General features: G+C 64.4%; 27 protein-coding genes. 10 read left to right on the top strand and 17 right to left on the bottom strand.

The annotated features are described in order from the left end of the window. Window positions 1–296: 296 nt before the first annotated feature. On the bottom strand, window positions 297–1,112 hold the full coding sequence (locus HCU64_RS07690) for a hypothetical protein (RefSeq protein WP_233383240.1): 816 nt from the start codon (window positions 1,110–1,112) through the stop codon (window positions 297–299). 288 nt (window positions 1,113–1,400) lie between these two features. Here HCU64_RS07690 and HCU64_RS07685 point away from each other — a divergent pair, with 288 nt between their 5' ends. Beyond that, window positions 1,401–1,763 (top strand): hypothetical protein, encoded by a 363-nt coding sequence (locus HCU64_RS07685; protein WP_233383239.1) that lies wholly within the window; start codon window positions 1,401–1,403, stop codon window positions 1,761–1,763. Between the two features lie 17 nt (window positions 1,764–1,780). On the opposite strand, the gene HCU64_RS07680 is transcribed toward HCU64_RS07685, so the two are convergent. The 3 genes from HCU64_RS07680 to HCU64_RS07675 all read right to left on the bottom strand — a co-directional run bounded on the left by HCU64_RS07680 (window position 1,781) and on the right by HCU64_RS07675 (window position 5,166). Continuing rightward, window positions 1,781–2,932: a hypothetical protein gene (locus HCU64_RS07680; protein ID WP_233383238.1), complete on the bottom strand. Its 1,152-nt coding sequence runs from the start codon at window positions 2,930–2,932 to the stop codon at window positions 1,781–1,783. A 268-nt stretch (window positions 2,933–3,200) separates the two neighbouring features. Next, window positions 3,201–3,380: a helix-turn-helix domain-containing protein gene (locus tag HCU64_RS25590; RefSeq protein ID WP_442785939.1), complete on the bottom strand. Its 180-nt coding sequence runs from the start codon at window positions 3,378–3,380 to the stop codon at window positions 3,201–3,203. A 634-nt stretch (window positions 3,381–4,014) separates the two neighbouring features. Continuing rightward, the gene (locus tag HCU64_RS07675) at window positions 4,015–5,166 is read right to left on the bottom strand and encodes a tyrosine-type recombinase/integrase (RefSeq protein WP_233383237.1); all 1,152 of its coding nucleotides are present in this window, start codon (window positions 5,164–5,166) and stop codon (window positions 4,015–4,017) included. Between the two features lie 420 nt (window positions 5,167–5,586). Here HCU64_RS07675 and HCU64_RS07670 point away from each other — a divergent pair, with 420 nt between their 5' ends. From HCU64_RS07670 to HCU64_RS07660, 3 genes are all read left to right on the top strand, one after another. Next, entirely contained in the window at window positions 5,587–5,754 is a 168-nt protein-coding gene (locus HCU64_RS07670) for a DUF3309 domain-containing protein (RefSeq protein WP_233383236.1), read from the top strand. A gap of 240 nt (window positions 5,755–5,994) precedes the next feature. Continuing rightward, window positions 5,995–6,471 carry a MarR family winged helix-turn-helix transcriptional regulator gene (locus tag HCU64_RS07665; protein WP_442785926.1) on the top strand — a complete coding sequence of 159 codons (477 nt, stop codon included), beginning with the start codon at window positions 5,995–5,997 and terminating at the stop codon, window positions 6,469–6,471. A gap of 269 nt (window positions 6,472–6,740) precedes the next feature. Next, window positions 6,741–7,184, top strand: coding sequence for an NUDIX hydrolase (locus tag HCU64_RS07660; protein ID WP_442785925.1), 444 nt, complete (start codon window positions 6,741–6,743; stop codon window positions 7,182–7,184). Window positions 7,185–7,192: 8 nt separating this feature from the next. Here the strand turns inward: HCU64_RS07660 and HCU64_RS07655 are convergent, their stop codons facing one another. Then, complete coding sequence (locus HCU64_RS07655) at window positions 7,193–8,161, bottom strand: ABC transporter ATP-binding protein (RefSeq protein WP_233383233.1); 969 nt, start codon at window positions 8,159–8,161, stop codon at window positions 7,193–7,195. A 34-nt stretch (window positions 8,162–8,195) separates the two neighbouring features. After that, window positions 8,196–8,528: a hypothetical protein gene (locus HCU64_RS07650; protein WP_233383232.1), complete on the bottom strand. Its 333-nt coding sequence runs from the start codon at window positions 8,526–8,528 to the stop codon at window positions 8,196–8,198. A gap of 158 nt (window positions 8,529–8,686) precedes the next feature. On the opposite strand from HCU64_RS07650, the gene HCU64_RS07645 reads away from it, so the two are divergent. The 3 genes from HCU64_RS07645 to HCU64_RS07635 all read left to right on the top strand — a co-directional run bounded on the left by HCU64_RS07645 (window position 8,687) and on the right by HCU64_RS07635 (window position 9,855). Next, window positions 8,687–9,019 carry a DUF2293 domain-containing protein gene (locus HCU64_RS07645; protein ID WP_233383231.1) on the top strand — a complete coding sequence of 111 codons (333 nt, stop codon included), beginning with the start codon at window positions 8,687–8,689 and terminating at the stop codon, window positions 9,017–9,019. Window positions 9,020–9,112: 93 nt separating this feature from the next. Further along, entirely contained in the window at window positions 9,113–9,322 is a 210-nt protein-coding gene (locus HCU64_RS07640) for a TOBE domain-containing protein (RefSeq protein ID WP_183505078.1), read from the top strand. Between the two features lie 5 nt (window positions 9,323–9,327). Continuing rightward, entirely contained in the window at window positions 9,328–9,855 is a 528-nt protein-coding gene (locus HCU64_RS07635; RefSeq protein WP_233383230.1) for a hypothetical protein, read from the top strand. 12 nt (window positions 9,856–9,867) lie between these two features. Here the strand turns inward: HCU64_RS07635 and HCU64_RS07630 are convergent, their stop codons facing one another. From HCU64_RS07630 to HCU64_RS07620, 3 genes are all read right to left on the bottom strand, one after another. After that, window positions 9,868–10,746, bottom strand: a complete 879-nt coding sequence (locus HCU64_RS07630; protein ID WP_233383229.1) for an aldose 1-epimerase family protein — start codon at window positions 10,744–10,746, stop codon at window positions 9,868–9,870. 201 nt (window positions 10,747–10,947) lie between these two features. Continuing rightward, entirely contained in the window at window positions 10,948–12,000 is a 1,053-nt protein-coding gene (locus tag HCU64_RS07625) for a lysylphosphatidylglycerol synthase domain-containing protein (protein WP_233383661.1), read from the bottom strand. Next, complete coding sequence (locus HCU64_RS07620; protein WP_233383228.1) at window positions 12,000–12,383, bottom strand: hypothetical protein; 384 nt, start codon at window positions 12,381–12,383, stop codon at window positions 12,000–12,002. Before HCU64_RS07620 ends, HCU64_RS07625 begins: the two co-directional genes overlap by 1 nt. A 241-nt stretch (window positions 12,384–12,624) precedes the next feature. Here HCU64_RS07620 and HCU64_RS07615 point away from each other — a divergent pair, with 241 nt between their 5' ends. Next, complete coding sequence (locus tag HCU64_RS07615) at window positions 12,625–13,962, top strand: capsule biosynthesis protein (RefSeq protein WP_233383227.1); 1,338 nt, start codon at window positions 12,625–12,627, stop codon at window positions 13,960–13,962. Between the two features lie 222 nt (window positions 13,963–14,184). Then, the gene (locus tag HCU64_RS07610; protein WP_233383226.1) at window positions 14,185–14,463 is read left to right on the top strand and encodes a hypothetical protein; all 279 of its coding nucleotides are present in this window, start codon (window positions 14,185–14,187) and stop codon (window positions 14,461–14,463) included. 7 nt (window positions 14,464–14,470) lie between these two features. On the opposite strand, the gene flbD is transcribed toward HCU64_RS07610, so the two are convergent. The 8 genes from flbD to HCU64_RS07570 form a co-directional block, all read right to left on the bottom strand. Further along, the gene (flbD, locus tag HCU64_RS07605) at window positions 14,471–15,835 is read right to left on the bottom strand and encodes a sigma-54-dependent transcriptional regulator FlbD (RefSeq protein ID WP_233383225.1); all 1,365 of its coding nucleotides are present in this window, start codon (window positions 15,833–15,835) and stop codon (window positions 14,471–14,473) included. Between the two features lie 44 nt (window positions 15,836–15,879). Beyond that, entirely contained in the window at window positions 15,880–16,227 is a 348-nt protein-coding gene (gene fliN, locus HCU64_RS07600; protein ID WP_233383224.1) for a flagellar motor switch protein FliN, read from the bottom strand. 12 nt (window positions 16,228–16,239) lie between these two features. Continuing rightward, window positions 16,240–16,836: a FliH/SctL family protein gene (locus tag HCU64_RS07595; protein WP_233383223.1), complete on the bottom strand. Its 597-nt coding sequence runs from the start codon at window positions 16,834–16,836 to the stop codon at window positions 16,240–16,242. Then, on the bottom strand, window positions 16,833–17,885 hold the full coding sequence (gene fliG / locus HCU64_RS07590) for a flagellar motor switch protein FliG (protein WP_233383222.1): 1,053 nt from the start codon (window positions 17,883–17,885) through the stop codon (window positions 16,833–16,835). Before fliG ends, HCU64_RS07595 begins: the two co-directional genes overlap by 4 nt. A 39-nt stretch (window positions 17,886–17,924) precedes the next feature. Further along, a complete protein-coding gene (gene fliF / locus HCU64_RS07585; protein ID WP_233383660.1) occupies window positions 17,925–19,541 on the bottom strand; it encodes a flagellar basal-body MS-ring/collar protein FliF in 1,617 nt (538 codons plus the stop codon). Window positions 19,542–19,726: 185 nt separating this feature from the next. Next, complete coding sequence (gene sciP, locus HCU64_RS07580; RefSeq protein WP_147045024.1) at window positions 19,727–20,002, bottom strand: CtrA inhibitor SciP; 276 nt, start codon at window positions 20,000–20,002, stop codon at window positions 19,727–19,729. A 118-nt stretch (window positions 20,003–20,120) separates the two neighbouring features. Next, a complete protein-coding gene (locus HCU64_RS07575; RefSeq protein WP_233383221.1) occupies window positions 20,121–20,792 on the bottom strand; it encodes a flagellar hook assembly protein FlgD in 672 nt (223 codons plus the stop codon). Between the two features lie 12 nt (window positions 20,793–20,804). Then, entirely contained in the window at window positions 20,805–22,061 is a 1,257-nt protein-coding gene (locus tag HCU64_RS07570) for a flagellar hook-length control protein FliK (protein ID WP_233383220.1), read from the bottom strand. Between the two features lie 298 nt (window positions 22,062–22,359). On the opposite strand from HCU64_RS07570, the gene mnmA reads away from it, so the two are divergent. Next, on the top strand, window positions 22,360–23,520 hold the full coding sequence (gene mnmA / locus HCU64_RS07565; RefSeq protein ID WP_233383219.1) for a tRNA 2-thiouridine(34) synthase MnmA: 1,161 nt from the start codon (window positions 22,360–22,362) through the stop codon (window positions 23,518–23,520). Window positions 23,521–23,535 lie beyond the last annotated feature (15 nt).

The raw sequence follows: 23,535 nt of genomic DNA, 5'->3' as shown, positions 1-23,535 counted from the left end.
AGGGCGTGGGTGCGGGCGTTTGAGCTGCCTGAAAAACCGAAATCGCTAAATAAAACGGATCGGAAATCTAACCACCGATCCCCACACCGGGATTGTCCGGTGTGGAAGAAGAAGAAGGGAGAAACCCCATGTTCGTATACGGATACACGATACTAGCCGTCACATACGGTCTCGGTATGATCGGTTCGATCATCCTGGTCGTAGCTTATCTCGGTCACTGACGAAGAGAGTTTGATGACGGGATAATCAGTCTCGTCATCAACCCTGACCGGGTAGCCCAGGACCCACCTCTGATTTCAGAAGCCAAGTAGGTGGACAAACTGCACGATGGCATCAGCAACGTGGTTTAGAGCGCTTTGCACCCTCTCAAGTTCGGGTTGTGCTGACAGGAACAGCGCCCCAGCCCCTAAAACTTTGACGCCAATCTTAATCCCTTCGTCGAAGGCCAGATCTCCCTTCTTAGCAAGCCAGACGCCTATTGCCTGTGCCACGTTCTTGAACTGCGATGCACGCCTGGAAAGCTTATCGCCATCAGGGGTTTCTGCGACTGTTTGAGTACGCACCTCACCGATGGCCTGTTGGATCTCAGTGAGATCGGCAGCTTCGATAGGGCTATCATCTTGAATGGGAGAAGGGGGATTGTTGTGCCCTATTCCGGCACGACCTAGGCCCGCTTCTGCTAAGGCCGTTTCAAGCTGATCTAGACGTGCCCCAATTTCAGCACGCCAATATCCCTCTTCCAAAGGCAACTCTGCATGATCAGAGGGCCCGTAAGCCCCGTCATAATCATCTTCTTCCGGTTGAATGCGGCTTTGGGACGGTGCCCACTCCGAACCCTCGCTTTCCAGCTCGGAGATAGCGTCAGCAATTGCGCCCTTCGAAGCGATCCCGTCGAACCTGTCTAGGATCTCCTCACTCGTATCGTACGGACCACCCCATATGTAGAGATAACCGCCCTCCTCGCTGTTGTACGGAGTGCTATGGGCGGGGTCCTCAAAATTTTGGCCGAACCACTCGACGATAGCCTCTGTCTGTCGAGCGCGTTTCCATTTTTTGAGTTGCGCATTGGTCGGAAACCCCTCCGGATCGGAGATCGGCATAGTGTCCGCCATTGCCTTAACGGCCTCCCTTTGCTGGGCCTTTTGGACAATCTCTCATGGGTCTACATCTTCGTTGACGATCGGTTAACCAACCAGCGTCACCCTCGCCACTAGGGACACCACCGGGACATCACCAGCGGCGTCACCGGGGATGGAGGGGGTGACCCCCTGGATACCAAGCTGCTCACCTACGCGGATCTCGGCGCAGCCCTTGGGATCACGACAGCCAGCGCGAAGCGTCTCGCGATCCGTCGCGGCTGGCACAAGACCCAAGGGAACGACGGCAAAGCGCGTGTCGCGGTGCCGATCGAGCGCCTGGAGGCAGAACGGAACGTCTCCAGTGACAGTCCCAGGGACATCACGGGTGACGACGCCAGGGACATCGCGGGTGATGCCACCGGGGATGTCACCAGCGACAAGGGTGACATCTCGGAAGCCGTCATCGTGCTGACGCGGCATATCGAGCGCCTGGAGGCGGAGCTTGCCACGGCAGTAACCGATCGAGATGCGTCGCGAATGCAAGCCGCCCAGGTCGATATCCTGAACGCCGTGTTGGAGATCGAGCGCACGCGCCTGACGGAAGCTCGCCAGGAAGCCGATCGGTGGCGGGAACTCGCTACGGCTCCCCGAGGCCTCTGGGCTTGGCTGCGCCGGCCGGCCTGAACATGTGCAGAGGGGCATCACTCCTCCTCACGGCGCTTGAAGAGCCTCGCCCAGTCCTGCGGTAGCGTCCGGACGGGATAACGGCTCAGGAAGTTTCGTAGGAGATCGTACAGAGCACGATCGCTGAACGTGGCGCTCCGCGCTCGCCGAACCGGCTCTTCGTATGCCGCCACGATGGTGAAGTAGCTGTCTCTCCGGACTTCGGGCGGCTCGGCGTCGTATTCGGGGTCATCATAGCCGGGATATTTATCCCGCAGCTCGCTCTTCACCTTCCGCAGCAGGTTGCCGCCGATCCAGGCCAGAAACACCTCTCGGTTCAGCCTAGCCGTGTACCATTTCAGGGTTGGATCGTGCTTGGCGTAGGCGACGAACCCTTGAAAGCCTTCCTCCCAAAGATCCCGCTTCAATCTAGGCCAAACGTCACTGTCGGACGGCCTCACCTCAGGAGGCTGGTCAACTATCTGCGGCGATGTCTGAGCGGTCCGCCCGTAGATAATCTCTCGGTCCGTCCACCCTCCGTAATCCCGACGTTTGCGGAGGGTTTTTGGGTCCATGTTTCGGCGTCTGGCCCAGGTCGCGAGGGACAGGGTCTCGCCATCAGCGGTCAGGTAGATTGTGTTGCGGCGGTTGTTCGCCTGCGTGCGCTTGTCAGCCCATCGAACCTTCCCCGGCCCATATTCAGGATCATGCGGGCTCACCCGGTCTAAGGTGTACTGCGGTGCAGGCCTTGGCCCCACGAGCAACAAAAACGAGCGGAATTCCTCGAACATCGGATGCACTACTGCACCGTGCATTTTGCGACGCTTCTTCATGTCGCTGTGAGAGTGAGCCTCCAGGCGGAAATGCTTACGCAACTGCCCGTTCGAGAGTTTCCTGACGAGCTGATGGAAATCCGCTTTATCCCGTGGGATCGATGACCCCGAACCGTCCGTTTTCGCTAAGGGAGTGGACCCTAGGGTCATTGTCAAACCACTATTATCAATGACGTTTTCAGCCTGAACCGATGGCGTCATTGATCCCACGGTTGACCCCTTTGGGGTGCTCTTCCTACGAGTTTTTCGGCGCTTCCCGGTCTCGGGTTTTGAAGCCGAAACGACGATGTCGGGCCATAGCGGAATGACGTTGGAAAGCGTATCGGGCGCAGAAGTGAGTTTGCGAGCGCCCGTCATGGCCGCACCTCGGTTTTGCACCCGGGTGCAAAGATCTCGTCGCACAGCCGCAGCAGCGCATTTTCGAGCGTAGAGGGCCCGCGCGAGCCTACCGTTTTCACTCCAGGATAGCCCCTACGGGCGTCACCCTCGAAAAGACTGCTTCCGGATAGGCGCTCTCCGAGTGAGCTATGTCCGCGAGCCGTCATCAAGCCCCTGATCGAGGTTAGAAGCGCTCGCAATAAATACAGGCATGCGAGCACCGGCTGATTTAGTGAAGCTCGCTGAGTCATCGCCGATGAACCGTACCAGCTTCCTCGTTGGCCTGAAGCCATTCGTTGACTGCGGCCTCACGATAGAGAATGCGTCGGCCAATGGTGATCCGAGGTGGCCCCCGTCTTTCAAGATGCCACCGATCTAAAGTCCGAACATGGATGCTAAGAGCTACCGCCAGCTCTTGTCTCTCCATGTATCCTTTAATCATATCCATGGATCACTCGTCGCCCGGCTCGTTTGAGGTGCGTACAAGTGTATTCGATCACATCGCGGATGAAGAGGTCAAACAAGAGGTCTAATTGTTCCACTTGAGTGTCGAGCTTATGTTCATCTTACGCTTCGCAACGCATATCGGCGGGCCTCGGCTGCAACCCGTTCATTTGTCGGATTTCCATTTTGGTCCTTAAATTCCGGACCATACGAGTTCTTCAACCGTCTGACGGCGCTCCTTAAAGTCTCGGGGTCAGTCTCGCCTTCGCGTTCCAGGATTTTTCGAAATAAGGTTCCGAGTCGTGGAGCTTTCCTACTGCTGCTCAAACCTGTCGTGTCCTGCATCCATGCGAGACGTGCTCTCGCCACTTCTTCTATGCGCTCCCTATCTTTTGCGCACGGCGTAGGGCCACGCTTGCGCGACACAACAGGTTCAAGGCCGTCGATAGATTTCTCAAATACCTCCGCACAAGCGTCCAGCGCCCAATGCGGCGCGGATTCTTTCGCACCCGGCCTGCTGTGCCATCGTCCAATCGCTAGAACAGCATAAAGGACATTCTTCGTCCGCTGATACTTCTCCTGGACTGACCAATGGTCTCGATCGTCTATTCGCGCTGTCATCCGCCCGATTTACCTTCAATAAGCAATCCGACCTTTTCTGTCGCCTGACGAAGAGGATCATCGAGCAGATGTGCGTAGCGTTGCGTGGTCTGTGTCTGTGTGTGGCCAAGCAGCGCGCCTACCATGTGCAGCGGGTAACCAGCAGATGCGAGATAAGAGGCGTAGGTGTGCCTCAGATCGTGCAGCCGGCAGGCTTCGATTGCAGCTGACTTGGAGATGATTGCCCACGCCTTCTTGATGTCTGTTAGATGGCCGTCGCCTGTTCGTGCCGGAAACAAATACGGTCCACTGCCGTCGCAACGCAGCTCCACAAGCAGTCGGAGAGCTGCGCTAGACAGCGGCACGCGATGTTCTCGCTTTTGTTTCGTATTGGTTGTGGGCTTCGTCCAGGAGCCTGCTTGAAGATCGAAGTGCTCCCACTGCGCACTAAGAACCTCCATCCGGCGAGCGCCTGTAAAGAGGAGAAGGCGTATCGCATCGGCGACGTTCTGGTTGGCATAAGCCTCCAAAGCGGTCGCGAGCCTGCCAAGCTCGGCTGGGGTGAGATAACGATAGCGCTGATTCTCTGGATTGCGTTCAATTCCCTTTGCGGGATTGTCAGCTCGGTACCCCCACTTCACTGCGAGGCTGAGCATCTTCGAGAGAAGGGCTACGACGCGGTTAGCGCGGAAAGGCGCACGCTTCGAAATGTCTCGGTGCAACGCCTCGACGTCCGAGTGGGTAAGGAGCGACACCTTAGTGGTACCGAGCTTCGGCTTGATGATTGTTTTGATAGCGGCAAGGTCGTCGCGCTGAGATGACGCGCGCTTCCTCGGTAAGTGGCGCAATTGATAGAGGCTACAAAGGTCAGCCATCGTTGGGCTTGCTCGCTCATCGTCTCGGGCCGCCATTGGGTCCTTCCCGAGGTCGATCTCCCGTTTGAGGCCCTCGGCGTGCTTGCGGGCGGCAGTAGCCGACCATTCAGGAACAGAGCCGATCGTCAGGCGGCGCTCTCGCCCAGAAATACGATAGTTTAAGACGAAGGCGCGAGCACCCGATGCCGTCACGCGCAGCCCGAACCCCTTTAATTCGCTGTCATAAATGATGCGCGATCCAGCGTGAGGCGATGGCGCGGTCTTGACCAAGGTCTCCGTGATTCGTTGCGCCATTCTGATGTCCGCGCTCGTGTCCGCATCATGTCCGCGCACGGACCAGTACCCGCAATGCATGAACGTACATCGATGGCAACGAATGACAAGCGCAAATGGTTGTTGAAGCAGGGATAATTGCGCTAAACGCTTGGCGTGTCTCCGAGGGGGTTGCAACTAGCAACTTACTCTTAATCAGCGGGTCCTAGGTTCGAACCCTAGTGCGCCCACCAATCATTCCAAGAACTTGGACGAGACGGGCGGAGCCAAATTCGGCGACCGCCCGAACCGCGACTTGGCGGATCGTCCTATCCAGTCATCTTCATGTCTTGCAGACAATCGGCGGCGGAAACGGCCGAGCGATAGCTGTCGCACGTCATCGATACGAAACCGTCACGCCATGAACGCCGTTGCCCCTCCGACACCGAACGGAGCGTCACGATGGGCCTTGTCGAAATCCTCCTGATCATCCTGATCCTGATCGCATTCGGAGGAGGCAATCTCGGCTTCCGCGGCGCCTATCGTGGGCCGGGCAACATCGTCGGATTGCTGCTGACCGTGCTGCTGGTGATCCTGATCGTGCGGGCGCTTCAGGGCGCGGGCGTGTAGCTGGCTCGGGATGGCCCGGAGTGACCGCGATCCAGCGGACCGGCGTTGCGCGCGAAGAGAACAGCGCGACGCATCGACAGATCATCCGTGCGGGAACATGAAAAATTTCCCGGGAGTTTTGTGCATGGATCTCAGGGGCTTCCTTCCTCGACCGTGCTATGTCCACATCGCGGCACCGATCCCGAACGGTCGGCGCTCGTTCCCTCGGTACGGCTGGCCGAGGGCAGGGGGCCCAGCGAGATGGTGAGCACGGTGAACGCGCAGACCGAGCAGACGGGAGAACTCCGCGATCCGCTGCTGCTCGACAATCAGCTCTGCTACGCGCTCTACGCCGCCGCGCATCGCATGACCAAGTCGTACCGTCCGATGCTGGAGCGGATGGGGCTGACCTATCCGCAATATCTCGTGCTGCTGGTGCTCTGGGAAACCGATGGCGTGACGGTCTCCGAGATCGGCCGGCGGCTCCGGCTCGACTCGGGGACTTTGACACCGGTGCTCAAGCGGCTGGAGACGGCGGGTTTCGTCATCCGCAGCCGGCGGCGCACCGACGAACGCGAGGTGGAATGCTCCCTGACCGCCAGCGGCCACGAACTGCGCACGGAAGCGCTTGCGGTTCGGCAATCCGTGATGTGCCAGCTTCACATGACGGAGCCCGAGATCCAGGCGATGCGGGCCGATCTCAATGCCCTGATCGAGAACCTCAGCATCGTTCCCTGAGACAGTCGGCCGTCTCAACAGACCTTGCCTGCGCAACTTGAGAGAGAAATCTCAGATCATCGATCGGGATGTCACGAACCTGTCACCTGACGACCCTCGTATTCGGCGCGAGGAAAGTCGAAATGCTTTGCCAGATAAATTTCTGCTTGAGCGTTCGCGCCAGCCTTGGATACTGAGTTCATGGCGCCGCGCACGAAACACTCGAACCGATCAACGCCTGCAATGGCCCGGCTCCGGCCGGGCGCCCGGGCGGAATGAGTTCGGCCCAGATGGAATCGGTCTTCGAGCCGCGCCGGCAGGTCGGCGCTCTTCCCTTTCGACGGATGCCCGACGGCAGCTTCTCGATCTTCCTGATCACGTCCCGCGAAAGCCGGCGCTGGGTGATCCCCAAGGGTTGGCCGATGAAGGGCCGCAAACCGTATGAGGCGGCCGCACGCGAGGCCTACGAGGAGGCCGGGCTCGTCGGACATATCGGCAAGCGCCCGCTGGGCTTCTACTTCTACGACAAGCGCCTGAAGAGCCGCGATTCCGTGCTTTGCCAGGTGAAGGTGTTTCCGCTGGAAGTGCGCAAGCAACTGAAGGATTGGCCCGAGAGGGGCCAGCGCGAGGGACAGTGGTTCTCGCCATCCGATGCGGCCGACGCCGTCGCCGAGGCCGGGCTGTCGGGCATCATCCGGGCGGCGTGCAAGCGCGAGGCGGCCGCCACCGGCTGATTGGCGCCTCAGGCTTCGCATGCGAGTCCGGCGTCGGGCGAGCTGTCCTCGCGGATCTTCGCCCTTACGGCGTCGAGGGTGAGCACTCTCGGCGAACCGCCATGGTCCAGCGCGAGCCGGTCGGCCCCTGAGGCAAGCATCACGGCGAGCGCATCCTGGAGCGAGGCCTCGGGCCCGATCTTCGCCGCCCCGGGCGCCGTTCCCGACTCCGCGACATCGCGAACTGCGACGAGCGCCAGACGCCGCAGGACCCGATCAGCACCGATGAAATCGGACGCGAAGGCGTCGGCCGGCTTTGCCAGAAACCGCTCGGGCGTGTCGGCCTGGACAACGGCGCCGTCACGCATCAGCACGATCCGGTCACCCATCAGCAGAGCCTCGGTGAGATCGTGCGTGACGATCATCACCGTCTTACCGAGCCGTTCGAGGATCGCGCCGATCTCACTTCGAAGCCGGCTGCGCGCCACCGGATCGACGGCGCCGAACGGCTCGTCCATCAGCAGGATGGGTGGATCGGCGGCCAAGGCCCGCGCCACGCCAACACGCTGGCGCTGCCCGCCCGAGAGGGTCTCCGGGCGCCGGTTGCGATACTCGCCCGGGTCTAGCCCGACAATGGCGAGCATCGCGTCGACGCGCTCGACGATCCGCGGCCGGGGCCAGCCCAGGAGCGCCGGCACGGTGGCCACGTTCTGTGCCACGCTGCGATGAGGAAACAGCCCGACTCCCTGCAGGACGTAGCCGATGCCGCGCCGCAGCCGCACTGGATCTACGCCTGCCACATCCTCACCGTGCACCAGCACACGGCCCGCATCCGGTTCGACGAGCCGGTTGACCATGCGTAGCGTCGTCGACTTGCCGCAGCCAGAAGGCCCCAGCAGGATGCAGGTCGACCCCTCGGGTACGGTGAGATCGAGCCGGTCGACAGCGGGCCTGTCGGCGCCCGCGAAACGCTTGGAAACGCCCTCGAACAGGATCATGGCGCGCGCCGGCGAGGGCCGCGCCCGAAGGACGTCAGCAACCGGAGCAGATCGAGCCCATCGTCCGGCGCATCTTCGAATCCCAAGCCTTCTCCCGCGCCGCGGATGCTTTTTGAGCCTTCTGCATGTCGGCCGCCACGGACGATTCGTTCGGACGGCGGTCGCCACCAGGCGAACGCCCGCTCGCCGGCGGCATGACGCGGCCCGTTGCCGATACGTTGCGGCCAGCGTTCGGAGCAGACGGCAGCACACCGTCGGCCGACGGGGAGGTCGGCGAAGCGCCTTGCGCCACGGCCGGCGAACCGAGACTGAGGCTCACCAGTGCGGCAGCGAGGATTAGCGGGGACGCTCCGAGACGGCGGCGCATGGCATCATCATTCCGAAAGACTGGGCCTAGCGTCGAAAGCAGCTGCAGCACCGACCCGAGGTCCGACGACAGTGACATTGGCGTCGCCGGGTCGCAAGCGTAAGCCGCCGCCGGGCGCAGCCGGAAGGGGTTTTGGTGCGATGAGTTCGACACGGCACATGTCCACTGCGCCACGAAACCGCCGCGAGGCCGTTGCCGAGGCTTTGAGAGAGCTCGCACCGCGTTTGCCGGCCTTCGAGGCAGAAGCCACGCTCGAGCGCGCCCTGTCGAGCGCCGGCTTGCGCGGCGCCGCTCCGGATACGGCCGCTTGGCTCGCGCTCGTCGCCTATGCCCGCCACGTCTTCACGGAGTACGATTCGCTCCTGGATGACGGCTACGATCGCGACAGCGCGCGTCATTTCGTGCTCGACGACCTGAACGCAATCCTCTCGGAGTGGGGCTGCCGACGAACGGTCTCGGACGACCCCGAAGAGGAAGCGGCCGCGCCGTGAGATGGCTTGATCTCCGCCCCGGCACGGATCAGAACGTCGCCGCCCTCCCGCTGCCGCATCGCGGCCGCCTCGCATCGAAAGAACGGACACGTCATGAAGATCAGCGCGCGCAACGTCATCAAGGGCAAGATCGTTTCGGTGGAGAAGGGCGCTACCACGGCCCACGTGAAGATCGAGGTCGCGCCCGGCCAGGTCATCACCTCGTCGATCACCAATGAGGCGGTGGACAGCCTCAAGCTCACCGTCGGGTCCGAGGCCTATGCGGTGGTGAAGAGCTCCGATGTGATGATCGCGGTAGACTGATCGCGATGCACACCACCGCCTCTGCCCTCCTCGTTGTCCTCGCGCTCACCGGCACTGCCGCAGCGGCTGAGGATTCCGCGAGGCCAGAGGCGGATGTCTGCGCGAGCTTCGACTGGCCGCTCGCGCGCGAACTCGCCTGGTTCTCAGCGCCGGATCTACCAGCCGCGATTTCGGGATCGACCCTGCCGGTCGACCGCCCGGCCGCGCTGCTGGCGCTGAAACCAGTGGCCGAAGCTAACCTGCCGCAGGCGCCGAGCCGCGAGCCCAAGCCTGGAAGCTTCGCGGGGTATGTCCGCGTTGCCGGACGTGCTTCCCCGGGAGAGATCCAGGTGACGCTCTCGGGCGAGGGCTGGATCGACGTTGCACCCGAGGGCGGCGCCGTTCTCAAACCCGGCGCCCATAGTGGCCGCAAGGGCTGCGCGACCCTGCGCAAGAGCGTGCGCTTCAAGGTCGATGCCAAGCCGCTTGTTGTCAGCGTCAGCAATGCACCGTCCGAGACGGTCCGTATCGCGGTAACGCCGGTCGAGAAGTAACCGGGGTCAGCGTCAGTCCTGGAGACTGAGGCCAACGCCGTGCAGGGCCTGGCCACCGGGAGCGAGCAACCGTTGCGAGTCGCGCTCGGCCAACTCACCCTCGAACCCAGCGCGATCGGCGTGCCCGGTCCAGCATTCGAGCGAGAGAAACGGGGCTGTCGGCTTCGTCCAGATGGCGAGGTGCGGGAAGTCCTGCACGGCCATGGCAATCGCTTTGTCGCCCGGCCCGACGAAGCGCATCGAACGGCTCTTCGCGTCGAGAAAAACCAGTGCCTCCTTGAACATCTCGGGATCGAGCGGCAGCGTATTGGCCGTAAGCGGCACCACGCGCGTCTCCGAGGCAATGAGGCCACCTTCGGCGATCTCGGGCACGTCGGGAGCCTCGGCCTCGTCGAACACGACGTGATAGCCACCGTCGGCTCGGCGCTCACCCTCGGCGAACGGCCAGGGGAAGGCGGGATGAAAGCCGATCGCGTAGGGCAGAGCCGCCTCGCCGGTATTCTCGACCTTCACAACGAAGAGCAGACGCGCTGCATCGACCCGAACGTCGATGTCGAGGCGAAAGGAGAAAGGATAGTGGGAGCGGGTTTCGTCGCTGTCCTCGAGCCGCAGAGTCACCGAATCCTCGGACTGCGTGACCACGCGGAAGGGGAGGTCACGCACGAAGCCATGTTGCGCCATAGGATAGGTTCGGCCGTCGACACGCACGACGCCGCCTGCCGAGGCTCCGACGACCGGGAAGAGCCATGGCGCATGCCGGTTCCAGTGCTCGGGATCGCCGCTCCAGAGGTACTCGCGCCCACCGACCTGCCAGGAAACCGGCTCGGCGCCACGCAGGGCGATGCGCGCGCTCGTACCGTCAGCGGCACGGATCTCGATGGTCTCGCTCATCTCTTCGCCCTCCCTTCGACGCCACTCGTCGGGTTTGGCCGGTTCCATCGAGGCCTACGCCCGCACAGGATCGACAGCGGAGCAGAGTCCCAAACCCGGTAATGATGCATAACCGATCATCGCCCTCGTAGGCGAGCGGATCGGGTTGTGTGCCCTTCCTTGGGCTCGAAGACGATCCTTCCGGCCCGGGACAAAGTTGGCCTAACGGGGATCAGCGACAGGAGCGGGTGGAAGAACTGTCGCGCGTCGGGCCTCCAGGACCTGCCAGGCGATCAGAGAGGGCAGGCCGAGCACCACGTCGGGCACGCGCTTGACCAGCGACAGGGCGATGGCGGTCCCCGCATCGATTCCGAACAGGGCGCCGATGAGCACGAAACTTCCCTCTTGGACGCCGAGCCCGCTCGGTACCGGGAAAGCCGCGGACTTGATCGCCTGGGAGAGCGATTCCAGCACGATGACATCGGTGATGCCGATTTCGATACCGAGGCAGGCCAGCGCGATCCAGATCTCGGTGGCGCCGAGGCCCCAAGCCGCGAGATGCAGGAAGAAGGCTTTGGCGAGACCGAAGCGTCGACCGCGTCCCCAAACCGAATCCAGGGCCGCCTGAATGCCTGGTTCGGCACCTCCCCCGTTCTCTGGAGCCGAGGAGACCTGATGTCCCAACGAGACGATACGGCGCTCGATCAACCGGGCTGCACCGGATCGTTGCAGGAAAAAGAAGGCTGACAGCAGAATCGCGGCCACCGCGAGGGCTTCGAGCGTCCAACTCGCCAGAGAGGCTGCTTGCTCGCCCTCGACCTTCTGGAGCAGCAGCACACCCAGGACGATGAAGGCCATCTCGCTGGCGACCTGGATCAGCATGTCGGCCAAGACCGATGCCGCAGCCAGGGTACCGGTGACGCCCCAGAAGGTCAGAAGTCGCCCTCCCACGAACTCGCCGCCGACGGAGGCAACCGGAAGCAGCACATTGATGCCCTCGCGGACGAAGCGGAGGATGACGAAGGGCGCGCTTCCGGTGTGCGCCAGGCCGTCGAGGGTGCGCGCCCAGGCGAGACCACACAGGAGGATCAGCCCGACACGCACCAGCACAACGCCCGCCAGACCGAAAAAGCCGATCCGGCCGAACGCCGCGCCGATGGCGGCGAGGTCGTTCGTGGAAATAAGCCAGAGTGCCAGCGCGACGCCGAGTACCGTACCGGCGAGCGGCAGCCGGCGCAGCAGCGGGCGCCCGAGGCGGCCCATGCCGAGCGACATCACGCGCCGCTCCCAGGATTTGCGGCCGAGGATATCGGGGCGGTGACCACACCGAGATCGGGAAGCAGTCCCTGGATCTCCGACGAGATGAGACCGGGATTGAGCAGCACAACCCGCCTGCGGCTCATCGAGGCCGGTGTGGCGACGGCAACCAGGCGCTTCGGACAGGGACCAAAGCAGCCGCTTTCGACGACCTTGATCTTCCGGCCACGGGTGTCGCGCCGGAATGCCTGCTTCAATGAGCGGCAGAAATCACGCTTGGCGAATCCCTGACGCTTGGCGCATTTCGCGCAAACCACGACGATGGCGTCGAATTTGACCTTCGCTGCACGCATCGTCGTCCGGGTTGCGGGCGCTGCCCCCTGAATTGCCTGCTTGCCCAAACGGCGTCCTCCTCCGGCATCGCGGGCGCGGTAACGTCTTTCCAACCTCGTATCGCGGAAGCACCGTTTCCCTACCACCACCGCGCTGCTGCCCAAGTGCCGCAGGCGCCACAAAAAGGGCTGAAAAAAAAGAGACCCAACGACGAGGCACGAGCGATCCGGCCCATCGATCGTGGTAAGGCGCTCATGTCCGGAGCGCGACGGTTCATACCCGCCGATGGATCCGCAGGGACCCGACTGAATGAATGCCGACGAAGTCAGGCACCGCGAGGCCAAGACGAGGCCGAGTGAGGGCCTGCAAGGCCTGATGGATCTGGCCCGGCGTTCCGTGCCCGAGCTACGCCGCAACGCTGAGACACTCGATCCGATCAAGCCGAAGGGTGCGGTCGCATTGCTGCGGCGTGCCCGGGAACAGATCGACTGGCGCCGTCTGCCCGGCCTTCGACCCAGTGAACCCAAGCCTGAAGAGAAACTCCAGGTCGTCCTGGCCAAACGCATAGGCGCCTTCGTGCTTCTGCCGACGGCGCTGATGGCGCTCTACCTCTTCGTGTTCGCCTCCGACCAATACGTCGCCGAGGTCAAGTTCGCGGTTCGCGGCAATGTCGAGCCGATGGGACAGACCACAGGCGGCGGAGAGTTCGCCGGCCTCATCGGCAAGCACAACAGCCAGGACAGCTTTATCGTCCGCGACTTCATTCAGAGTCGGGCCATGGCGGAGATCGCGCAGACCGAGCTGCAGGTCTCGAAGATGTTTTCCCGACGGGAGGCCGATTTCTGGGCGCGCTACCGCGACGGACAGCCGATCGAGGAATTGGCGAAGTATTGGCTCCAGCACGTTAACGCCCACATCGAGATGGTCTCGGGCGTGATCTCCGTGACAGTGCGGGCCTTCACGCCAGAGGACGCGCTGGCGATCTCCAAGCTGGTCATGGAGCGCTCGGAAGGTCTGGTCAACGATATCTCCCGGCGCGCGCAGGCCGATCTCGTCGCCCACGCCGAAAAGGACGCCCAGGCTTCGGACGAACGGCTGAAGAAGGCCCGCGTCGCCCTCCAGAATTTCCGCAATACCTGGGGCATCATCGACCCGGTCAAGACCGCAGAGTCGACGCTGAAGACCATCAGTGAGCTGCAGAAGGACAAGCTGAAGGCCGAGAACGACCTGCAGGTGCTGCGCGGCTCACGGCTCGACGAGAATTCACGCGGTATCCAGACGCTGGTCGCGACTGTCGCGGCGGTCGACGGTCAGATCACGCGGCTGAGGAACCAGCTGACCAATGAGGGGCTCGCCGCGGGCGCCCCGAACAACATCACGCAGGCCCTCCTCGAATTCGAAGGGCTGAAGGTCGAGCAGACGATCGCCGAGAAGCTCAACGAGTCGCTTCACCTGATGCTTGACAGGGCGCGCATCGCCGCGAGCAAGCAGCAGGTCTATCTTGCGACGTTTGTTCCACCCACGATCCCGGACTCGTCGATCTATCCGGAGCGGGGGCATGTCCTCCTGATCACGCTCTTCTGCTGCTTCGCGCTCTGGAGTTCCGCATCGCTGCTGATCAGCGGCGTCAAGGACCAGCGGCTCTGATCGCGTGTTTCCGCCTGCGCAGTTGAGCAGGCTGCAAAACAGTGGCGTCAGCCCCTTGCTGACGCCCGACTCAACCCGTTGATTCGGTGAAACTTTTCGTGCCTCGTGCGAGACACGCGACGACGACGTGTCCGAGCGAGACGGGCGATCTCATCGGCGGCTGGATCGCGAGCGGGCACCTCTGGTAGGAGGCTCACCGAGGGATTTTGCCGTCATAGGCCCATGTCGGATTTCACAGATCTTGTCGCGCGTGCGGTCAACCCGTCGATGAGCCGGGAAGAGCGCGATGCCGTCTATGACGTCGTACGCCAGGCTGTTCTCCGCCTACAGGAGCGGGAGAACCTCGATCCGCACGATCCGCGGCGGAGCCTGCAGCGGCACCTCGTCGAGGAGACCATCCGCGACATCGAGATCGACATCGTCCGATACGTCACCTTGAAGAAATTGGCCGAGGTCGCAGCCAAGCAGGACGCAGACGCCCAATCCGGTCGGCGCCGGTGATGCCACCTCAGCCGTAGGCAGCGACCGCCCGAACGCTGCCCGGCTCGGCCACGCCAATTCCCGCTTGGACATACTCGTTGAGCTTGTTGCGCAGCGTCCGGATCGAGATGCCAAGGATCTTGGCCGCGTGGGTCCGGTTGCCGAGGCAATGGTCCAGCGTGTCGAGGATCAGGTCGCGCTCCACGTCGGCGACGGTTCGGCCCACCAGGCCGCGCGTCGCGGCCTCGGCGACCTGGGCCGCGCGCTCGGCGGGGCCGACGACGGCGCCGATCGCGTCGCCCTCCGGCGTCAGGACCGCGTCGTTGCCAATCTCCGAGCCGGTGGCGAGCAGCACGGCGCGGTGCACCGTGTTCTCCAGTTCGCGCACGTTGCCGCGCCAAGGGCTTTTCGTGATCAGCGCCGTCGCCTCGCGGGAGAGCGGGCGAACCGGCAAACCGTTCGCCTCGGCGTATTTCTTCGCGAAATGCGCGGCGAGTTCGAGGATGTCCGCCGGCCGCTCGCGCAGAGCCGGAATGCGCAGGTGGACGACGTTGAGGCGATAGTAGAGATCCTCGCGGAACGTGCCCTTCTTCACCTCCTCGGCGAGTTGCCGGTTCGAGGTGGCGAGCACGCGGATGTCGACTTTCACCGGCGCTGAACCGCCGACGCGGTCGATGACACGCTCCTGCAACGCGCGCAGCAGCTTGGACTGCAGGCGCACATCCATCTCCGAGATCTCGTCGAGGAGTAGCGTGCCGCCATTGGCCTCTTCGAAGCGGCCGATCCGGCGGGCGACGGCACCCGTGAAGGCACCCTTCTCGTGCCCGAACAGCTCGGATTCGAGCAGGGCCTCGGGAATGGCAGCGCAATTCACCGAGACAAAGGGCTTGTTCGCGCGGTTCGAGCGCGCGTGAACGTGGCGGGCGAGCACCTCCTTGCCGGTGCCACTCTCGCCAGTGATCAGCACGGAGGCGTCCGAGCGGGCGATCTGCTCCGCGAGCTTGACGACGCGCTCCATGGACGGGTCGCGCCAGACGAAGCTGCGGCCGTCGGCGGCGACCGCCTCCAGCACTGCGGCGATCATTTCGGGATCGGGCGGGAGCGGGATGTACTCCTTGGCGCCGGCCTGGATCGCGGCGACAGCCGCCTTGGCGTCGGCGGTGATGCCGCACGCGACGACCGGGGTGCGGATGCGCTCCTCGGCCAGGGCGGTGACGAAACGGCGAATGTCGAGGCTGACCTCGACCATCACGAGGTCGCCGCCGCGAGCACGCAGGACGGCGAGGCCCTGCTCGATTCCGTCCGCATGTGTGACGGCGGCACCGCGGTTCATGGCGATCTTCGAAGCGGTGACGAGCTCTCCCGAGAGCCGTCCGACGATGAGGAGCCGCATGGGTCAATCTTTCCGTTCGCTCGGCCTCTCGGCCCGGCGTCGTTTCAGTGATCGTTCTTGATGATCTCGGTCATGGTGACGCCGAGGCGCTCCTCGACCAGCACGACTTCGCCGCGGGCGACGAGGCGGTTGTTCACGAAGATGTCGATGGCCTCGCCGACCTTGCGGTCGAGCTCCAGCACCGCGCCGGGCTCGAGGCGCAACAGGTCGCCGATCGGCATGCGCGAGGAGCCGAGCACCGCGGACACCACGACGGGTACGTCGAAGACCTGTTCGAGATCCGAGGCGGTCTTCGGCGTGGTCGGCGCGTCGAGCACCGATTCCGGACCGGCGCCGTCGAAGGAGTGGTCCAGGTCGCCGAGCTGCGGCAGTTGGAAATCGTCGCTTGCCATGGATGCGATGCCTCAGCTGTGCCGTGATGAGAGAATGCCTGCGGCGCCGAGCGCCGCCTCTTCGACCCGTGCGCGCTCACGCACGACGCCGCCGTCGGCCCATTCGATGCGCGCATCGCCCTCCGGAAGGTCCGGCTCGCCGAGCACGACGAGACGCCCCTCGAAGCCGCGCTCGCGGGCAAGCCGTTTCACCAGCGCCTCCGCGTCCTCGACGATGGCGTCGTTCACGCGGACGACGAGATGCGGCACGCCGCGCACATGCTGGAGCGCCGAGCGCGCCGCCTCCTCGACAGCGGCTAGCGGGCTCGCAACGAGGGCGTCACCCGCGAGCTTGCGTGCGAGTGCGGTGGCGAAGGTGATCGCCTGGTCCTCACGCTCAGCGTCGCGGGCATCGGATTGCGACAGGAGCCCCGATGCGGCGAGCGCGAGCCGATTCAGCGCGTCGGAAAGTCGAGCCTGGGCCTGCGCCTGGGCCTGGGCTCGTCCCTCTTCGAGGCCGCGGGCATAAGCGCGCGCCTCCGCATCGGCGACGGCCGCCGCCTCGCGCGCAGCGCCCTGCGCATTCGGCCGCCGGAAGTCCGTGTCGAACAGGAAGGGCCGCGCGTTCAATAGACCAGCTCCTCTTCGCCGCCATTCTTGGCGATCATGATCTCGCCCTTCTCGGCGAGCTCCTTCGCGAGTTCGGTCATCTTGGCCTGTGCCTCATCCACTTCCTTGAGGCGGATCGGGCCCATCGATCCCATCTCGTCGGTGAGGTTCTTGGCGGCGCGGGTCGACATCTGGGCCAAGAAGAAGCCACGCACGCGCTCGTCGGCACCCTTCAGCGCGCGGCAGAGCGTGTCGTTGTCGATGCTGCGCATCAGGGTCTGCACGGAGCCCGGGTCGAGCTTGAGCAGGTCCTCGAAGGTGAACATCAATTCGCGGATGCGCTTGGCCGAGCCGCGATTGCCCTGGTCGAGGGCGGCGAGGAAGCGCGTCTCGGTCTGGCGGTCGAAGGCGTTGAAGACGTCGGCCATAAGCTCGTGCGCGTCGCGGCGCGTGCTCTGGGCGATGGTCGAGACGAACTCGACGCGCAGGGTCTCCTCGATGTGGCGCAGGGCCTCCTTCTGCACGGTCTCCATGCGCAGCATCCGGTTGAGCACGTCGATCGCGAACTCTTCCGGCAGGATGGTGAGCACACGAGCCGCGTAGTCGGGCCGCACCTTCGAGAGCACGACGGCGACGGTCTGCGGGTATTCGTTGCGCAGGAAGGCGGCGAGGATGTCCGGGTCGATCTGGGTCAGGCTGCCCCAAACGCGCTTCGCCGAGGCGCCCTTGATCTCCGCCATGATCGAGGTGACCTGCTCGGACGGGAAGATCTTGAGCAGAAGCGACTCGGTGCGCTCGTAGTTCGAGGTGATGCCGCCGCCCGAGGGCAGGCGCGACACGAAGTCGACGATCAGCCGCTCGATGGTCTCGGCCTCGAGCGAGCCAAGCTGCACCATCGCGTGCGAGACCTTCTTGACCTCCTCTTCGTCGAGCAGGCGCCAGATCGCGGCGCCCTCGGCCTCGCCGAGCAGCAGCAGGAGCGTCGCGGCGCGCTGCGCGCCCGTGAGCTGGTCGAAGCCGCCGCTGGCATCGAAGCTGTTCAGGGTCGCGAGGTTCAGGCCGGCTGCCATGACCGGTTCCTCTCAGGAAGGGACGAGATCGCGTTCATCTCAGTTGTCGTGGATCCAGTTGCGGAGAACCTCGGCGGTCTCGTTCGGATTGGCGCGGACCATGTCGACCACGCGCTCGACGGTCTCGGCCTGGATCTTACCGTTCAGCTTGGCGTGTTCGAGAAAGGTCGCGGTGCGGTTCTCCACGGCGATGGCGGGCACGGCGAGTTCACCTCCGCCAGGCAGCGCCGCCGCCACGGGGCTGCCGAGCATCGCGACGGGCGCCTCGCTCTCCAGCACACGCTTCAGCAGCGGACGGACCACCGCCATCAGGACCAGCACGGTGAGCGCGGAGAGCACGGCGAGCTCCACCCAGCGCATGACGTCTTCCTTGGTCGGGCTAAGCAGCGACTGGACCAGTGTCGGCTCGGAGAACTCCGGAGTGGTCGGAGCCTCGGCGAAGCGCAGATTGACCACCTCGACCTGATCGCCGCGCGTCTTGTCGAAGCCGATCGCCGTGCGAACGAGCGCCGTGATCCGGTCGATCTCCTGGGCCGGGCGCGGCTGGTAGGTCGGCTTGCCATCGGCACCCGGCACGTAGACGCCATCGACCAGCACGGCGACCGAGAGGCGCTTCACGCGGCCGGCCTCGACCACCTCGGTCTTGGTGACTCGGGAGATCTCGTAGTTCGTCGTCTCCTCGTTCTTCTGGCTCGAATCCTTTTGGCTCGGCTGCTTGTCGGGCTGGTTGGCGCCCGGCAGTTCGTTTCCGACGCTGACCTGCCCCTCGGCCCCGCCGGTCAGGGCGTTCTCGCTGCGCGTCTGGCTGGAGCGCACGACGCGGCTCTCGGGGTCGAAGGTCTCCGACCGGCTCTCGATGCGATTGACGTCGAGATCGGCCGAGACCTGGACGCGGGCGCGGCCCTGGCCGACGACGCCGGCGACGATCTCCTCGATCTGCGAGCGCAGCCGGCGCTCGATTCCCGTCTGCTTCTCCTCGTAGCCGACGGCGCTGTCGGCTTCGGCGCCGCGCGCACCGTCAGCCAACAGGCGGCCGCGCTCGTCGACGATCGAGACCCGCTCGGGCTTGAGGCCTTCGACGGAGGAGGCCGTGAGATGGCGGATGGCTCGGACCTGCGAGGAGTCGAGGTCTCCTGCAAGCTTCAGCACAATGGCAGCACTCGGAGCCTCTCGGTCGCGCTCGAACAGGCGGCGCTCGGGCAGGACGAGATGGACGCGAGCGGCCTGGACGCGGCCGATGGCGCGGATCGAGCGCGCCAACTCGCCCTCGAGCGCGCGCAGGTGATTCACGTTCTGGACGAAGCTCGTCGAGGAAAAGGCGTCGCCCTTGTCGAAGATCTCGTAGCCGACACCTCCCTGCTGGGGCAGGCCCTTGCCGGCGAGGTCCATGCGCAGCCGCGCGAGGTCGGCACGCGGTGCCAGGATGGTCTGGCCGGCATCGCCCCGGGTCTCGTAGGTGATGCCACGCGAATCGAGGTCGCGGATCACGGACGCCGAATCCTGCATCGACAGGTCGGAGAAGAGCACGCCCATGTCCGGGCGCGACATCCGCAGGATGACGAAAGCGAAGAAGCCGACGAGCGTCAGCGTGACGGCCGCCATCGCGGCGAGCCGTGCCGGCCCGAGTTTCGTCACCAGTTCGAGGACCGACTTCACTGACCGTACGCCCACGAAAGCGATCGCGGCGCCGAGCGGCCCGCCCGGCAAGATTTGCCGGGTGCGTGGTTAGCGGCTGGTTAAGAAAGGTTCATTCCGGCGGTGGAACGCAGAAAGCCGTGCCCGGTGTTGCGGGCACGGCTCTGAAAGTCCCGACGCGCCCGAAAGGGCGGCGACGCGGAATGCTAGTGGCGGTAGTGCTGGATGCGCGTGGTGCGCAGTCCGGCGAGACCGTGCTGGTCGATGGAAAACTGCCAGCTCAGAAACTCTTCGGTGGTCAGGGTGTAGCGCTGGCAGGCCTCTTCGAGGCTCAGCAGGCCGCCGCGGACGGCAGCTACGACCTCCGCCTTGCGGCGGATGACCCAACGACGGGTAGATACTGGGGGAAGATCCGCGATCGTCAGCGGGGACCCGTCTGGCCCGATCACGTACTTCACTCTCGGGCGGGGTGTCTCGGTCATGTTACGCTCTACACTCGACTGACCTGTCGAGATGGAAGCTACTTGCGCCCGCTTAAAATATGTTGAAGCGGTCCGATCGAATCTGATTCGAAATCGCGCGTACCATGTGGACAACGTCCTAAGCCCCTGCGTTAGAAAGATTTTTCACGCTCGAAAGTGGGAGCTTTGCTGTCCCAACCGAGAGCACAGGCTCGTCACCGCTGAGGTCGACGCTATCGACGGTCCCGGTCACGGACGTGCTGACCGCGACCGTGGCGCCGGTCGCATCGGAGGCGTCGACCTTGATGGAATAGGTCCCGTCCGCTTGGGTGAAGCCCGACGAGCCGCGGCCGTCCCACGTATAGGTCTGCGCGCCCGCCGCGAGTGTCGTGGACTGGGTGGCGACAATGTTGCCGTTGGCATCGCTGATCGTGATCGTGGCCTTCGTCGCGGCACGGGCCGGCGTCAGCGTCCAACTGGCACTGCCGTCCGCCAGCGTGGACTTGGTCCCATCTGCGGTGATCGTCTTGCCGATGAAGCTAGAGGCCGTTGCCGAGGCGGAGGCCTTGGCGTTGGTCAGGATCGAATCGAGCCGGTCGTTCGTCTTCAGTTGCTGCTCGACGCCGGCGAACTGCACCAGCTGCTGCGTGAACTGATTGGTGTCCATCGGATCGAGCGGATTCTGATTCTGGAGCTGCGTCGTCAGCAGCGTCAGGAACTGCTGGAAGTTGCCGGCGATCGCCTGCGTACTCGTGCTCGCTGCCGCGGAGGACGAGGCCGTGCTGGCAATGTTGGAAATGCCTGAAGCCATGAGCGTGTCTCCTTAGATGCGGATGTCGACGCGGCCGAGCCCGGTCAGGGAGCGCAGCGGGATGAGATCGATGGAAGGCTGATCGTTTCCGGCCTGTCGGCCGGGACGATCGGTTTGGTCGCCGCCTTGCTGCTGACCGTGGGTGCCGAAGGCGTTGCCGTTGCCCTGGCCGGTTCCGTCACCGCGAAGCGAGAGGCTGATTCCGGCGCTCGCGTCGAGGCCGGTCTGCGACAGCGCCTGCTGCAGGCTCGACGCATCGCGCTGAAGAAGCGCGAGGGTCTCCGGTCTATCCACGACGAGGCGTGCGCCCACGGTGCCGCTCCCCTTGTCGATGTCGATCGACACGTCGATGCGGCCGAGCTCCTTCGGATCGAGGCGGATTTCGAAGCGGTTTGAATCCCCGAGCGCACGCAGGCCAATGGTCATCGGCACGGCGCCGAGCGGCACGGGAGCCGTCGTCGGCGACTGCGGATGAGTTGCCGTGGTGGCCTTGGCGTCCGTAGAGGCGGGCGACGCGGGGGATGCGACGGCCGTGCCCGCAGCCTCGGCACTTGGCGAAGCTGCGGTCTGTCCCGCGTCGCCGGACTGCAATGATGCGGCCGGTTCGCCGAGCATCGCCTGGAACTCGGCTTTCGCTCCAGCGGCGGTTGCGGAAGCTGCGCCGGATTTCGGATCGGACGGTGCCGCTCCCTTAGTCGCGCCCTCGGTGATCTCGATCTCGGATGCGTCATCGGACAACGCGCCGCCATCCGAAGCGGGCGATGTCGCAATCGGCGGCGGAGCCACGGCTGGTGGCGCGACGAATAAGGCAACGATCGACGAGGCATCGGCCTGCGATCCGGCATCGGTCGTCTCGACGGGCGCTGCCTCGCCGCTGGCCGGATCGATTGTTCTGGTGTCTCCTTTAACCGCCTCGGCCCCGGACGCTTCGGCAGCGCCTTTCTGTGCCGCTTTGGAATCCTGCGACTTGCCGGCGCGACCTGATGCGGCAGGCTTCTTTGCGGTGTCTGGACGATCCGGGCGCGGTGCTGCCGATTTCACGTCCGTGTTCCGCTCGGGTCGAACCTGCTCGTCCTGCCGCTTGGTGACATCGGTCTGGGATGACCGCGCCTTTGCAGCATCAGGGGCGGCCGGCCGCTCGGATGTATCGACAGAGAAGCTCTCACGTGCGCCCTGGGGACGGGCACGCGTGTCGTCAGCGTCCCGACGCACACCCGACGCGCGCAGGCGCATCTGGTTCTCCACCACATCCTTCAACGTCAGCGACATCCGGCGCGCACTCCTTCGCTGAGATGTGAGCAAGCGGCGAGCCAGTCCAAAAATTTTTCAAGTATCTGAAAAATAACTCGATTTTCTATCAGTCCGGACAGCCTGCCCGGTGGAGATTGCCGCAGCCCGGCAGATTCTTCCCGGTCGTCAGGGTTGGAGGCCCGCGCACCATCGAGCGGGAGCGAGCTGGCGTGATGTGCCGACCTATGTCCTTGGGTCCTCTCGCCATAGCTGGAAACGCGGCCCTCGGATCGCTATACCCACCCGCATCCGGCTCCGCCGGCCGCATGCAGCCGTGATGAATTCCCTCGATCTTCCGAAGTCCCCGCACGAGACGCGCGTCGTCGTCGCCATGTCCGGCGGCGTCGATTCTTCCGTGGTGGCCGGGCTCCTGAAGCGCGAAGGCTACGACGTCGTCGGCGTCACGCTGCAGCTTTACGATCATGGCGCCGCCATTCACCGCAAGGGTGCCTGCTGCGCCGGGCAGGACATCGACGACGCGCGACGCGTCGCCGAGGTGCTGGGCATCCCGCACTACGTACTCGATTACGAGGATCGCTTCCGCGAGGCGGTGATCGACCGTTTCGCCGACAGCTACCTCGCGGGCGAGACGCCGATCCCCTGCATCGAATGCAATCGCTCGGTGAAGTTCCGCGATCTGCTCGGCATGGCACATGATCTCGGCGCCGACGCGTTGGCGACCGGCCACTACGTCGCGAGCCGGCCGCAGGCGGGGGGAGGGCGCGGCCTCTACCGCGCGCTCGACCCGGCGCGGGACCAGAGCTACTTCCTCTACGCGACCACGCCGGCCCAGCTCGATTTTCTCCGCTTTCCCCTCGGCGAGATGGGCAAGGATGAGACCCGTCGGCTCGCCCGCGACCTGGGCCTGTCGGTCGCCGAGAAGGCCGACAGCCAGGATATCTGCTTCGTGCCCCAGGGTCGCTATGCCGACGTCATTGCCAAGCTGCGCCCCGACGCGACCCGGCCCGGCGAGATCGTCGACCTCGAAGGCCGCGCGCTCGGCCGGCACGAGGGCATCATCCATTACACCGTCGGCCAGCGCCGCGGTCTCGGCGTGGCCGCTGGCGCACCGCTCTACGTCGTCCGGCTGGAGCCCGAGACCGCCCGCGTCGTCGTCGGACCCCGCGAGGCGCTGGCGACGAGCCGCATCCGGCTGGACGACGTGAACTGGCTCGGAGACGGCCCGATGCAGGAACTTCACGGAGCCGACATCGCCGTGCGCGTCCGCTCCACGCGGGAGCCGCGCCCGGCGCGTCTCGACTGGAACGTCGAGGCCGGCTGCGCCGAGATCGTGCTGGCGACGCCGGAGGACGGTGTCTCCCCTGGTCAGGCTTGCGTGATCTATGCCGACGCCAGCGAACGGTCCCGCGTCCTCGGCGGCGGCACGATCCGTCGCGTCCAGACCCTCGCCGCCGAAGCCGATGCGCGGGCCGCCTAACGGCAAGAAATCCTT

The sequence above is a fragment of the Methylobacterium sp. C25 genome, from assembly GCF_021352225.1.
Classification (GTDB): domain Bacteria; phylum Pseudomonadota; class Alphaproteobacteria; order Rhizobiales; family Beijerinckiaceae; genus Methylobacterium.
The sequence above is the reverse complement of the archived record's forward strand: the minus strand, read 5'-3'. Positions and strand labels throughout refer to the sequence as shown.

Coding starts and splice junctions, on each gene's coding strand:
- HCU64_RS07690 (WP_233383240.1), bottom strand. CDS start 1,112: ATGGCGGACACTATGCCGATCTCCGATCCGGAGGGGTTTCCGACCAAT.
- HCU64_RS07680 (WP_233383238.1), bottom strand. CDS start 2,932: ATGACGGGCGCTCGCAAACTCACTTCTGCGCCCGATACGCTTTCCAAC.
- HCU64_RS25590 (WP_442785939.1), bottom strand. CDS start 3,380: ATGGAGAGACAAGAGCTGGCGGTAGCTCTTAGCATCCATGTTCGGACT.
- HCU64_RS07675 (WP_233383237.1), bottom strand. CDS start 5,166: ATGGCGCAACGAATCACGGAGACCTTGGTCAAGACCGCGCCATCGCCT.
- HCU64_RS07670 (WP_233383236.1), top strand. CDS start 5,587: ATGGGCCTTGTCGAAATCCTCCTGATCATCCTGATCCTGATCGCATTC.
- HCU64_RS07665 (WP_442785926.1), top strand. CDS start 5,995: ATGGTGAGCACGGTGAACGCGCAGACCGAGCAGACGGGAGAACTCCGC.
- HCU64_RS07660 (WP_442785925.1), top strand. CDS start 6,741: ATGGAATCGGTCTTCGAGCCGCGCCGGCAGGTCGGCGCTCTTCCCTTT.
- HCU64_RS07655 (WP_233383233.1), bottom strand. CDS start 8,161: ATGATCCTGTTCGAGGGCGTTTCCAAGCGTTTCGCGGGCGCCGACAGG.
- HCU64_RS07650 (WP_233383232.1), bottom strand. CDS start 8,528: ATGCGCCGCCGTCTCGGAGCGTCCCCGCTAATCCTCGCTGCCGCACTG.
- HCU64_RS07645 (WP_233383231.1), top strand. CDS start 8,687: ATGTCCACTGCGCCACGAAACCGCCGCGAGGCCGTTGCCGAGGCTTTG.
- HCU64_RS07640 (WP_183505078.1), top strand. CDS start 9,113: ATGAAGATCAGCGCGCGCAACGTCATCAAGGGCAAGATCGTTTCGGTG.
- HCU64_RS07635 (WP_233383230.1), top strand. CDS start 9,328: ATGCACACCACCGCCTCTGCCCTCCTCGTTGTCCTCGCGCTCACCGGC.
- HCU64_RS07630 (WP_233383229.1), bottom strand. CDS start 10,746: ATGAGCGAGACCATCGAGATCCGTGCCGCTGACGGTACGAGCGCGCGC.
- HCU64_RS07625 (WP_233383661.1), bottom strand. CDS start 12,000: ATGTCGCTCGGCATGGGCCGCCTCGGGCGCCCGCTGCTGCGCCGGCTG.
- HCU64_RS07615 (WP_233383227.1), top strand. CDS start 12,625: ATGAATGCCGACGAAGTCAGGCACCGCGAGGCCAAGACGAGGCCGAGT.
- HCU64_RS07610 (WP_233383226.1), top strand. CDS start 14,185: ATGTCGGATTTCACAGATCTTGTCGCGCGTGCGGTCAACCCGTCGATG.
- flbD (WP_233383225.1), bottom strand. CDS start 15,835: ATGCGGCTCCTCATCGTCGGACGGCTCTCGGGAGAGCTCGTCACCGCT.
- fliN (WP_233383224.1), bottom strand. CDS start 16,227: ATGGCAAGCGACGATTTCCAACTGCCGCAGCTCGGCGACCTGGACCAC.
- fliG (WP_233383222.1), bottom strand. CDS start 17,885: ATGGCAGCCGGCCTGAACCTCGCGACCCTGAACAGCTTCGATGCCAGC.
- sciP (WP_147045024.1), bottom strand. CDS start 20,002: ATGACCGAGACACCCCGCCCGAGAGTGAAGTACGTGATCGGGCCAGAC.
- HCU64_RS07575 (WP_233383221.1), bottom strand. CDS start 20,792: ATGGCTTCAGGCATTTCCAACATTGCCAGCACGGCCTCGTCCTCCGCG.
- HCU64_RS07570 (WP_233383220.1), bottom strand. CDS start 22,061: ATGTCGCTGACGTTGAAGGATGTGGTGGAGAACCAGATGCGCCTGCGC.
- mnmA (WP_233383219.1), top strand. CDS start 22,360: ATGAATTCCCTCGATCTTCCGAAGTCCCCGCACGAGACGCGCGTCGTC.